At 74.5% G+C, this 11,845-nt stretch carries 9 protein-coding genes and 1 pseudogene; 8 read left to right on the top strand and 2 right to left on the bottom strand.

The window, feature by feature from the left end; translation table 11 throughout:
- The 4 genes and pseudogenes from ABD308_RS25665 to ABD308_RS25680 form a co-directional block, all read left to right on the top strand.
- Positions 1-919 (top strand): annotated as a pseudogene (locus ABD308_RS25665) (PucR family transcriptional regulator); the annotation flags it as partial.
- Between the two features lie 187 nt (positions 920-1,106).
- A complete protein-coding gene (locus ABD308_RS25670; RefSeq protein WP_344338959.1) occupies positions 1,107-1,565 on the top strand; it encodes a hypothetical protein in 459 nt (152 codons plus the stop codon).
- A gap of 133 nt (positions 1,566-1,698) precedes the next feature.
- Positions 1,699-1,974, top strand: coding sequence for a hypothetical protein (locus ABD308_RS25675; RefSeq protein ID WP_344338960.1), 276 nt, complete (start codon positions 1,699-1,701; stop codon positions 1,972-1,974).
- Positions 1,967-2,230, top strand: a complete 264-nt coding sequence (locus ABD308_RS25680) for a hypothetical protein (RefSeq protein ID WP_344338961.1) — start codon at positions 1,967-1,969, stop codon at positions 2,228-2,230. Before ABD308_RS25675 ends, ABD308_RS25680 begins: the two co-directional genes overlap by 8 nt.
- Before the next feature lie 33 nt (positions 2,231-2,263).
- On the opposite strand, the gene ABD308_RS25685 is transcribed toward ABD308_RS25680, so the two are convergent.
- Positions 2,264-3,886 carry an FAD-dependent oxidoreductase gene (locus ABD308_RS25685; protein WP_344338962.1) on the bottom strand — a complete coding sequence of 541 codons (1,623 nt, stop codon included), beginning with the start codon at positions 3,884-3,886 and terminating at the stop codon, positions 2,264-2,266.
- Between the two features lie 79 nt (positions 3,887-3,965).
- The gene (locus ABD308_RS25690) at positions 3,966-4,883 is read right to left on the bottom strand and encodes an AurF N-oxygenase family protein (RefSeq protein WP_344338964.1); all 918 of its coding nucleotides are present in this window, start codon (positions 4,881-4,883) and stop codon (positions 3,966-3,968) included.
- A gap of 205 nt (positions 4,884-5,088) precedes the next feature.
- On the opposite strand from ABD308_RS25690, the gene ABD308_RS25695 reads away from it, so the two are divergent.
- The 4 genes from ABD308_RS25695 to ABD308_RS25710 all read left to right on the top strand — a co-directional run bounded on the left by ABD308_RS25695 (position 5,089) and on the right by ABD308_RS25710 (position 11,825).
- Positions 5,089-7,671 (top strand): SpoIIE family protein phosphatase, encoded by a 2,583-nt coding sequence (locus ABD308_RS25695; RefSeq protein ID WP_344338965.1) that lies wholly within the window; start codon positions 5,089-5,091, stop codon positions 7,669-7,671.
- Between the two features lie 795 nt (positions 7,672-8,466).
- Entirely contained in the window at positions 8,467-8,703 is a 237-nt protein-coding gene (locus ABD308_RS25700) for a chaplin (RefSeq protein WP_344338966.1), read from the top strand.
- 123 nt (positions 8,704-8,826) lie between these two features.
- Positions 8,827-10,440 carry a flavin monoamine oxidase family protein gene (locus ABD308_RS25705; RefSeq protein ID WP_344338967.1) on the top strand — a complete coding sequence of 538 codons (1,614 nt, stop codon included), beginning with the start codon at positions 8,827-8,829 and terminating at the stop codon, positions 10,438-10,440.
- A complete protein-coding gene (locus ABD308_RS25710) occupies positions 10,437-11,825 on the top strand; it encodes a glutamate-cysteine ligase family protein (protein WP_344338968.1) in 1,389 nt (462 codons plus the stop codon). Before ABD308_RS25705 ends, ABD308_RS25710 begins: the two co-directional genes overlap by 4 nt.
- Positions 11,826-11,845 lie beyond the last annotated feature (20 nt).

Raw genomic sequence — 11,845 nt, forward strand, 5'->3', positions numbered from 1 at the left:
CGCCGCCTGGCAGCACCTCCCCGGCCTCGGCTCCGCCACCGCCGCCGAGCTGCGGCGCACCGGCGACGCCCTGCTCGCCGCCATCCAGGCCGCCCTCGGCGCCCTCGCCGAGGGCCACGAGCGCGCCCAGCGGATGGCCGTGCGCCAGGAGGAGGCCAACCGGCGCGAGCTGGTCAACGACCTGCTGCACGGCCGCTCCGACCTCGGGCGGCTCGCCGAGCGCGCCGAGCGGTTCGGCCTGCGGCTGGCCGCCGGGTACACCGTCGCGGTCGCCGTCGCCGACGAGCCCTACCTGGAGGGCGCGCCCGCCTCGCACCGGGTCCTGCGCGAACTGACCGGCCGCTACGACGACCGCACCCTGCTGCTGGCCGCCCGCGACGGACGGCTGGTCTGCATCGCCTCCGACGGCGAAGCGCCGGTGCTCACCGCCTTCACCGAACTCGCCCTGCGGCCCGGCCCCGGCTACACGGCCGCCCGGCGGGTGGCCACCGGCCGCCGGCACGCCGGCACCGGCGGCATCGTGCGCAGCTACGAGGAGGCGCTCGCCGCGCTGGAGTACGCGCAGCGGCTGAAGCTGCCGGCGCAGCGGCTGCGCGCCGAGGAGCTGCTGGTCTTCCCGGTGCTGATGCGCGACCGGTCCGCCATGGCCGACCTGGTGCGCACCGTGCTCGGCCCGCTCACCGCCGCGCGCGGCGGGGCCCGCCCGCTGATGGAAACCATCACCGTCCAGGCGGAGGCCGGGTACGTGAACGCGGAGACCGCGCGGCGGCTCGGCCTGAGCGTGCGGGCGCTCGGCTACCGGCTGGAGCGCATCCGCGACCTCACCGGCTACGACCCGGCGGACGCGCTGCACCGCTACACGCTGGAGACCGCCGTGATGGGCGCACGGCTGCTCGGCTGGCCCGATCAGCCGCTCTGACCATGAACGTTGCATCTTGAACGTTTCAGCGGCCCGGGCGTTGCTTTCGTTTTCCGGATATTTTCCGGTGTCAAAACACCGACAAGATTGCCAGGTCCTGGCAGTGTGCGGACGCTTTCCTCCTGACAGGATCACCACGGCGCCCGGGGGGCCCGGCGCCTGGTGGAAAGTCGGGGGGAGCGGGCGGATGCCGGGGGAGTTCAAGGCCGCACCGGGCTTTCCAACCTTGGTGGTGACCGCCGAGTACTGGATGCTGGCCCTGCTCAGCGGCCTGGGGGCCGACGCCGTGTCCGGGGGGCACGACGTCGGCCGCGCCACCGGCACCCGGAACGGGGGGTGCGGCGTCGGCCCTCACCTCGACGCCGCGCCCGGGGAGCTTCCCGACGACCTGCCCGGGGATCTGCTCGCTTCCGAACCCTTCCCCCTGGTCGGCCGCGTCTGCACGGTCCTCCCGGGCGGCGCCACCGCCGCCGACGGCTGGGCCGAGACCACCACCGACGACGGCTCGCCCGCCCTCCTCCCCGTCCGCACCCCGCCCGGCGACCCCACCGTCCCCGCCGGCCGCACCGCCCTCCTGCACGCCCACGACCCGGCCACCGGCACCTTCCTGATCACCCCCCTCGACCTCGGCGCCCTCTTCAGCTGAGGCCGGCGACCGGCCGAAGAGAGGACCATCCGACTTATTCGGTTGATGGCGAGTCAAACCCGGCCTGGCGGTAGGTTTCGGATACGCCGCCTCCAGCGGTCGCCCACATCGCCACAGTCGAAGCGAGGCACCCGTGACCGCTCAACCCGTTCAGCCCCACCTGTTGCCGGAGGGCCCGAGGACCATCCGCGAGTTCCGGGGCGTCCTGACCGGCGGCGACCTGGAACGCTTCAACGCCGAGATCGAGGACGTGCCCCTGCACGAGATCCGGGAGTACCTCAAGAGCTGGCGGCAACTGCTGCACCTGCGCACCGTCCCCGAGATCGAGCACGCGCTGCGGACCGCCTTTGACCGGCCCGGCACGCCGGTGGGCGACCTCTTCCCGGAGTGGGAGGAGTTGAGTGTCTGACCTCATGCCGGTCTTCCTCGACGACGCCGTTCGACCCGCTGCGGCAGGCCTCGCCACCGACCAGCGACGCAGGTTCCTGCACACCCTCCTCAGCATCCGGCGCGACCCTGAGTTGGGGCGTCCCTACACCTCCGGGTCCGACGTCTCCGGTCGCGTCGTCACCGTCCCAGGGGATGACGCGGCACCCGGGATGACGCTGGGGTACCGGGTAGGCGACGGCGAGATCCGGATCGTGCTGCTGCTCGTCGGGCCCTGAGCGGGCCCTGAGCGGCTCCGTGTCGTGCCGGGGTCAGCGGCGGGCGGCGGCCAGGAGGGCGGGGACGGTGGGGAGTTTGACGCGGGGGCGGCCGGTGGCCTCGCCGCGGGCGCGTTCGGCGCGGTCGATGGCGCGCAGGTGGCGCAGGCCGAGGGCGTCGGGGCGGCGGGTGCGGACCAGGCGGTCGAAGGCCTTGCGGCCGGCGGCGGGGACGGGCAGGGCGCCCGCGACGGCGTCGTCCAGGAGGGCGTGGACGGTCTCCTCTGCGCAGGCGCGGTTGGCACCGATGCCGCCGGAGGGTCCGCGCTTGGCCCAGCCGACCAGGTAGCCGCCGGGCAGCGGGCGGCCGGTCGCCGGGTCGAGGACGCGTCCGCCGAGGTGCGGGACGGTGCCGGTGGCGTCGTCGAAGGGCAACCCGGGGACGGGCACGCCGCGGTGGCCGATGGAGCGGACCACCAGGGCGGCGCGCAGGAGGTCGCCGGCACCGGCCAGGCGGACCGCCGTGACCCGGCCGGACCGCTCGTCGCCGAGGAGTTCGGTGGGCGCGGCGTGGAAGCGCAGGACGATCCGCCGACCGGGCCGGGGCGGTGCGGCGCCGTCCAGCCGCTCCCGGGGAAGGCCGGCGAGCAGCGGCACGGCATCGGCTTCCGGGTGGTCGTCCACCACGACGTCCACGCCCGGGAGTTGGGTGAGGGCGAGGAACTCGGGCGCGCTCCACGCGGCGTGCTCGGGCCCGCGCCGGGCGACCAGGACGACCTCGCGGACCGCGCTGCCGCGCAGGGCGGCGAGCGCGTGGTCGGCGATGTCGGTGGCGGCGAGCCGGTCGGGGTCGGTGAGCAGGATCCGCGCGACGTCGACCGCGACGTTGCCGTTGCCGATCACCACGGCCCGTTCCGCGCCCGGGCCCGGTCCACCGGAGAGCGCGACCGCGTCGGCGGGCACCGTCGGTTCGGCGTTGTACCAGCGGACGAAGGTGGTGGCGGGCAGGCTGCCGGGCAGGTCCTCGCCGGGCACGCCGAGCCGGCGGTCGGCGGCGGCGCCGACCGCGTACACCACCGCGTGGTGGTGGGCGGCGAGTTCGGCGTGCCCGAGGTCGGTGCCGACCTCGACGTTCAGGTGCACCCGCAGCCTCGGGTCGTGGAAGACGGACGCGAAGCTCTCGGCGATCCGCTTGGTCGACTGGTGGTCCGGGGCGACCCCGTACCGCAGCAGCCCGCCCGTCACCGGCAGCCGGTCGATCATGGTGACCTCGGCGCCGGTGGAGCGCAGCAGCGCCTGCGCGGTGTAGCTCGCGGACGGCCCGGTGCCGACGATGGCGACCCGCAGCGGGCCGGACCCGAGGTCGAGTCCGGTGGGCAGGCTGCGGGGGAAGACGGGCGCGCCCCAGGCGTGGTCGGCGGGGTGGTCGCGGTACCGGTCGCGGTTGAGCTCGGCGTAGACCGCGTCGGGCCCCGTCAGGCGGTCGACCGGGAAGACGGCGTCCACCGGGCAGGCGTCCGCGCAGGCGCCGCAGTCGATGCAGGCGGCCGGGTCGATGTACAGCATGTCGGTGCGGCCGAAGTCCGGCTCGTCGGGGGTGGGGTGGATGCAGTTGACGGGGCAGACGGACACGCACGAGGCGTCGTTGCAGCAGGTGCGGGTGATCGCGTAGGCCATGGCGGGGGCGGGGTCCTCGCTGCGCGGGGGGTCGGGGGTTGGGGGTTGGGGGTTGTGGGTTGGGGTCGGCCGGGGCCGGTCAGAGCATGTGGATGCGCCGGTAGATCCTCGCCGCCGCGCCGGTGAGCAGGCCGTTCTCGGCGAGGAACGCCATCAGGTGGCGGCTGCTGGTGCGCAGCATGGCGCGGCGGTGCTCGCTGGCCCGGACCTCGGCGAGCGCGCGTTCGACGTCCAGCCCGGCCGCCCGGTACACGGACGGGTGAACCATGCTGGTGACGATGACGTAGGCGCCGGCCGCGATGCCGAAGGCGGCGTTGCGGCGGCGCAGCGCGCCGGCCCCGCGCAGCCGCTCGCGGATCTCCTGGCGGGCGAACTTCATGTGCCGGGACTCCTCGACCACGTGGATCCGGGAGGTGCCGCGGACGATGTCGAGGACGTTCTCGCCGCGCATCCAGTCGCGCTGCATGACGTCCAGCACCTCCTCGGCCACCAGGATGCCGCCGTAGGCGAGTTCGCCGCGGGCGAGGGACTTGTAGGCGCGCCCGGCGTGGGCGACGAGCCGGTTCGGCCGGTACCGGGGGACGCCCATCTTCTCGCAGGCGCGGGCGAACATGATCGAGTGGCGGCACTCGTCGGCGATCTCGGTGAGCGCGAAGCGGAACTCGGCACCGGCGGGGTCCTTGAGGTACTGGTCGCGCAGCACCATCTGCTGAAGGATCATCTCGAACCAGATGCCGGTGGTCATGATCGAGCCGACCTCGTGGCGGGTGAGGGTGACCCGCTGCTCCTCGGTCATCTCCGCCCAGAGCGCGGTGCCGTAGAGGGTGCTCCACTCGGGGTTGAGCCCGTAGTGCCCGGGCGGGAGCGGGGCGTCCCAGTCGATCTCGACGGCCGGGTCGTAGGAGAGGACGGCGGCGGAGTCGAGGAGTCGCCTGGAGACGTCGTCGCCGGCCCCGGCGGGGGCTCTGGTGGGGGTGTGATCCGTGGGGTGGGCCATGGCTGCCTCCGTCGGGTGCGTGGCCTGCGCGGGACCCGCACGGCCCGCTTATTGACGGAGATTACAATAAGAGCCGACGCCCGAGAAGCCCCCTGGCGGCGCCCCGTCACCGCCCCCACGACGCCCGGAACTGGCGGGCTCGCCGGGCCGGGGGATGATGGAGGGGTCGCGGCAGCGAACCCGCCGACGGAGAGGAGCGGACCGGATGGACACGGCGGACGCCCTGTACCGCGGCCGATCCCCCTTCGTCGTCAACGCCGTCGGAGCCCTGCTCGACGCGGACGGCCGCATCGTCCGCTGGACCCCGGAGGCGGAAAGGCTGCTCGACCTCGGCACCGCACAGGTCCACGGCCGCCCCGTGCACGACCTGCTCGCCGACCCCTCCGGCTGGCCCGCGATGTCCGAACTCAGCGCCCGGCAGCGCGCCGAGGGCTGGTCCGGCGAGGCGGTGCTGCGCTCCGGCCGGGGCGAACCGCTCCCGCTGTCGTACCAGGTGCTGCCGCTGAACGCGCCCACCGACGGCGACCCGCCGGAACCGGAGGCCGGCGGCACGCCCCGGTACTTCGTGCTCGCCGCCCCCACCCCGCAGATCGCCCGCTCGCGCCAGGACCAGGCCTTCACCCGCGAGCTGTTCCTCCAGGACCGGGTCGGCCTGGCCGTCTTCGACGAGCGGCTGCGCCTCGTCCGCACCAACACCCACCTGCTCCCCTACAGCGGACTGCCGCCGGACCTGCGCGGACGGCGGCTCGGCGACTTCCTCCAGGCGCAGGACGCCGCCGCCGTCGAACGCGGGCTGCGCGACGTGCTGCGCACCGGGCGGCCGCTGATCGGCGCGGAGGAGATCGTCCGCACCATCGAGGACCCGGCCGGCGGTGCGGTGATGGCGATCTCGGCGTTCCGGCTGCAGGCCCCGGACGGGCAGGTGATCGGGGTGACGGCGCTGTTCACCGACGTCACCGAGCTGCACCGGTCCGGCGAACGGCTCGCCCTGCTGCACCGGGCGACGGCGGCCGTCGGCGGCTCGCTGTCGGTCACCGGGACGGCGGAGGAACTGGCCGCCGTCCTCGCCGCGCCCTCGCCGCCGTCGTCGCTGTCGCCGTCGCCACCGCTGTCACCGCCGTCGCCCGGGGAGGGCGGGGCGGACGGCGGGGCGGTGCCGGGGCTCGCCGACCTCGCGGTGGTCGACGTCGCCGAGGCCGTGTTCACCGGCGGGGAGCCGTCCGCCGGACGGGACGGCCGGGTGCCGCTGCGCCGCACCGCCGTCGTGACCTCGGGCGATCCGGTGGCGCCCCCTCCCCCGCCCACCGGCGTGACCGTGCACGCCCACCCCGGCGAGCAGACCGCGCACACCGACCTCCCCCCGTCGATGACGGTCCCGCTGCGGGCCGGCGGCAGCCTGCTCGGGCGGGTCACCGTCCACCGCGCCCCGCACCGGCCTCCGTACCTGCCGGCCGACCTGGAGCTGCTGCGCGAGATCGCCGACCGCGCCGCCCTCGCCCTGGACAACGCCCGCCGCTACGCGCGCGAGCACCGCGCCGCCGTCGGGCTGCAGCGCAGCCTGCTGCCGCCCTCGCAGGCCGAGACCACCGCCGTCTCCACCGCGAGCGTCTACCTGCCCACCGACACGGCGAGCGGGATCGGCGGCGACTGGTTCGACGTCATCCCGCTGTCCTCCGCCCGGGTCGCGCTGGTCGCGGGGGACGTGGTCGGCCACGGGCTCGCGGCGAGCGCGACCATGGGGCGGCTGCGCACCGCCGTGCGGACCCTGGCCGACCTCGACCTGGAGCCGGACGAACTGCTGGTCCACCTCGACGACCTGGTCGCCCAGTTGATGGTGGAGGCCGAACGACCGGAGGACGAGGACCCGCACGCGGACCCCGGCGCGGAGCCCGGGGCGGGGGCGGCCACCCGGCCCCCGGTGAGCCACGGCATGTGGAGCGACGCCGGCCACGACACCCCGGACGAACAGCAGACCGTGCCCTTCGGCGCCACCTGCGTGTACGCGGTGTACGACCCGGTGTCGCGGCGCTGCGCGGTCGCCTCCGCGGGCCACCCGCCGCCCGCCGTCGCGGCACCGGACGGGCGGGTGACGTACGTGCCGCTGCGGCCGGGGCCGCCGCTCGGCGTGAGCGGGCTGCCGTTCGAGGTGACCGAGGTCGACCTGGAGCCCGGCAGCCTGCTCGCGCTGTACACGGACGGGCTGCTCCTCGGGTACGCGGACGACCTGGAGGAGGGCATGGACGAGCTGTCCCACCGGCTCGCCGCCGCGGCCGCCCCGCCGGAGGGCGCCGTCCTCCCCCTGACGGGGGCGGCACTGCGGGAGCTGGGGCGGGACCTCGTCGCCGACCTCCCCGCGCACCGGCTCACCGACGACGTCACCCTGCTGCTGGCCCGCACCCGCGAGGTGCCGCCGGAGGCCACCGCGGGGTGGACGCTGGACGCGGACCCGGCGGCGGTCGCGCGGGTCCGGGAGGCGGCCACCGAGCAGCTGCTGGCCTGGGGGCTTGAGGAGTTGACGTTCACCACCGAGCTGGTGCTGAGCGAGCTGGTCACCAACGCGATCCGCTACGCCGGCGGCCCGGTCGGCGTCCGCCTCATCCGCGCCGAACGCCTCACCTGTGAGGTGTCCGACCCCAGCGCCACCCAGCCCCGCATGCGCCGCGCCCGCCTCACCGACGAGGGCGGCCGCGGCCTCTACCTGGTCGCCCAACTCACCACCCGCTGGGGCAGCCGCTACACCCGCCACGGAAAGACCATCTGGGCCGAACAGGATCTCCCCACCTCCTGAGCCCACTCGGGCCGCGGCGAGGAATATGCCGACCGGTCTACATAGCACGGAGCAAGCACACCCGGCCGGAGTGGAAAGTCGGCCGGCCCGACTTCCTGCTCCCGGGCGCTCACTGCGCCTGCACCCCGGGGCTCAAATATGCAGACCGGTCTACATATTGGTTCTCGGCAGGGCCCCGCCGGAGTGGGAAGTCGGCCCGCCCGACTTTCCACTCCCCGCGCACACCCACCGCGCCTCGGGCACGACTACGCAGCACGGACCACACGCCCAACTGCGGCAGGCCCCACCGGAACAGGAAGTCGGCCCAACCGACTTTCCACTCCACACGCCCACCACACCCCGGGCACGACTACGCAGCACGGACCACACGCCCAACTGCGGCAGGCCCCACCGGAACAGGAAGTCGGCCCGCCCGACTTTCCACTCCGCGTGCACCCACCGCACCCCGGGCCCGATGCAGCACAGGGCCACACGCCCGCCTGCGGCAGGGGCCACCGGAGCAGGAAGTCGGGCAGGCCGACTTCCTGCTCCACGCGCGCGTCGCAGCCTGGGGAGAATATGCAGACCGGTCTACATATCAGCGCCCCGGAGGGCTTGGCCGGGAGTGGGAAGTCGGGCGGGCCGACTTTCCACTCCGGGCGCCGGGCGATGGGGTGCGTGGAATATGCAGACCGGTCTACATAGCAGGCAGGCCGGGCTTCGGACACGCCCTCGATTCGAGCAATACGGGGGGATCGCCGTTCCGCGCCGGTGTGATTGGTGCTCTGATCTGCCAACTCACCTCTAAGGAGAGACATGCGTACTCGCACCGCCCTCGCCGCCGGTGTCCTCTCGGCCGCCGCCCTGCTGGCCGGCGGCGGGACCGCCGTCGCCGACTCCGTTGCCTCGGGCGTGGCCGCCAACTCCCCCGGCGTCCTGTCCGGCAACCAGATCCAGATCCCCGTCCACGTGCCGATCAACATCTGCGGCAACTCGATCAACATCATCGGGCTCCTCAACCCGGCCTTCGGCAACACCTGCATCAACAAGTAGGCCGCAGGCGGGCCGCTCGTAGGCCAGCACACCGACGCGGGTCCGTCCACCGGGGCGGGCCCGCGTCCGTGTGCCGCCTCCGGATGGCCGCGCCCTGGTGGCTCGGGCCGGGCCCACCTGACCATGCTGGGGCATCGACTCAGCGAGGTGCGGATGTTCGACGAGAGCTTTGCCTTCCCCAAGAGCCTGCTCAACCCCGTCCAGACACCCGCCGGGGCCAGGGGAGCGGTGATCGGCGCCGGGATCGCCGGCCTGGTGGCCAGCTACGAGCTCCAGCGCCGCGGCTTCGACATCGTCCTGTACGAGCGGCTGAACCGCCCGGGCGGCCGGGTCCGCACCCACCGCTTCTGGGACGGCACGTACGCGGACCTGGGCGCGATGCGCGTCCCGGAGAACCACCACTGCGTCCTGCACTACATCTCCGCCTTCGGCCTGCCGACGCGCCCGTTCGTCAACTTCAACCCGGACGCCTACTACCACCTGCGCGGCCACCGCGTCCGGATCCAGCAGGCGGGGGCGCTGAACTCGGTCTACGCGCTGCGCGCCGGCGAGCGCGGCACCCCGCTCGACGTGCTGGACAACCTGCTGCGCACGGTCTGGGTCTCGCTCAGCACCGACCAGCAGCGGCACCTGCTGGAGGGCCGGTGGGACGACCCGGCGCTCGACCGGCTGACCACCGTCTCGCTCTGGCAGTACGTCCACGAGCGGATCTCCCCGGACGCCTGGCACCTGCTCGGCCACGCCAGCGGCCTCGCGCACTACGAGCAGTCCTGCCTGCTGGAGGTGCTGGTCGACTACTTCGGGCTGTTCCACCTCGGGCAGGTGGAACTCGTCGGCGGCATGGAGACCCTGGTGCAGGCCTTCGTCCGGGAGCTGCGCCCGGGGACGCTCCACCTGTCCACCCGGATCGACGAGTTGAAGCTCTCCGGGACCGGCGTGCGGGTCGGCGGACGGCGGCTGGGAAGCCCGGTCAGCGAGCGCTTCGACTTCGTGGTGTGCTGCGTGCCGGTGCCCGCGCTGGACCAGATCGCCTTCCGGCCCGCCCTGCCGCACCACCAGCAGCACGCCATCCGCGGCATCAGCTACGCCAGCAGCACCAAGGCCCTGGTCCACACCCGGCGGCGCAGCTGGGAGCTGCGGGACGGCATCTTCGGCGGCGGCAGCTTCACCGACATGCCGATCCAGCAGTGCTGGTACCCGTCGGACAACGCCCGCCCGGCCGACACCCCGATCAACGGAAACGGCAACGGCAACGGGAGCAGGAGCAGCAGCCACAGCGGCAGGCACCGCCTGGTCGCGGTCGACCCGGACCGCTCGCACGCCCCCGCCGTGCTCACCGGCGCCTACCTGTGGGGCGCCAACGCCCGCCGCTTCACCACCCTCCCGCCCGCCGACCGCGACCTGCTCGTCCTGGAGTGCCTGGAGCGGTTGCACCCCCGCATCCGGGAGGAGGTCGACGACATCGTGCACTGGAACTGGGACGACCAGGTCGGCCTCGGCGGCGGCGCCTTCGCGCACCTGGCCCCCGGTGAGCACAGCCGTTACCTGGTCGGCCTGGGCACCCCGCACCCGGTCGACCGCCCGCGGATCTGGTTCGCCGGGGAGCACCTGTCGGCCGCGCACGCCTGGATGCAGGGCGCGGCCCAGTCGGCGCTCGGCGTGGTGCTCCGGGTGCTGGACCAGTGGGGACACCGGGGCGAGCCGTACGCCCCCGCCGAGGTGGGCAGCCGCCCGTGAACGCCGCCGGAGCCCCCCGGGCGGCGGCCGCGCACCCGCCTCCGCTGAGCCGCGCCGACCTGCGCGCCCCCTTCACCCCGCCCGCCGACCGGGTCGAGCGGATCGGTCTGGAGGTCGAGAACGGCGTGGTCGACCCCGACACCGGCCTCGCCGCCCCGTACGAGGGACCGGGCGGCATCGAGGCGATCCTGCGCGCCGTCCTCGCCGAGCGGGGCGGCGAGCCGCAGTTCGACACCGGCCGGCTGACCGGCGTCGACCTTCCGGACGGCGTGCGGATCACCCTCGAACACGGCGGCCAGCTGGAGTACTCCTCGGCACCGGTCGCCGGGCTGGACCGGGCGGTCACCGAGGCGCGCGCGATGCTGGAGCAACTGGCCGAGCTGGTGGGCCGGTTCGGACTGGCGCTGCTGCCCGGCGCGCTGCTGCCGTTCGACCGGGTGGAGGCGATGGCCTGGGTGCCGATGGTCCGCGGCGCCGTGATGCGCGAGCACTTCGCCCGGATCGGCGCGGTCGGCTCCGGGGCGCGCCGGGTGATGGCACTGTCGCTGTCCACCCAGGTGCACCTGGACTACCTGGACGAGCGGGACTTCACCGAGAAGCTGCGGATGCTGATGGCCGCGTCCACCCCGGTCGCCGCGCTGTTCGTCAACTCGCCCATCAGCGGCGGCCGTTCCAACGGCATGCTGTCGCACCGCTCACGGGACTGGCTGCGGATGGACCCGGCCCGCTGCGGCGTCATGCCGCCGGCCCTGCGCTCGGGGGTGGGGATCGGGGACGTCGTCGACTGGGCGCTGGAGCGGCCGATGATCTACCGGCGGCGCCCGGACGGAAGCTACCGGCTCGCCCCGGAGCGGCCGTTCGCCGCCCTGCTGCGCGAGGGCTTCGAGGACGAGGACGGTTCGCCGCCCCGGTACGAGGACTGGCTCGCCCATCTGTCGCAGATCTGGACGGCGGTGCGGGTGCGCGGGACGCTGGAGCTGCGCTCCGGGGACGGTCCGCCGTACCGGCACCTCGCCGCCATGCCGGCGCTCTGGACCGGCCTCGGCTACCACCCGGAATCCCGCGCCGCCGCCTGGGAGTTGCTGCGCGGCTTCACGGCCGACGAGCACCGGTCGGCGGCGGCCGCGCTGCCGTCCGAGGGTCTGCGGACGATGCTCGGCGGCGAGCGCGTGCTCGACCTCGCCGCCGAACTGGTCCGGCTCGCCCGGGCCGGTCTGCGGGCCCGGGTGGACGCCGGACTGGAACCGGAGCGGGTGCTGGACCACCTCGACCCGCTGGACGAGGTGCTGGACACCCGCCGGACCTTCGCCGAGCAGTGCGCCGACCGCTGGGAGGGCGATCTGCGCCGCGAACCACGCCGCTACGTCGCCGAGTTCAGGGTCTGATCCCTGACGGGCGCGCCGCC

Origin of the sequence: Kitasatospora putterlickiae (assembly GCF_039527695.1) — a bacterium.
Lineage (GTDB): Bacteria > Actinomycetota > Actinomycetes > Streptomycetales > Streptomycetaceae > Kitasatospora > Kitasatospora putterlickiae.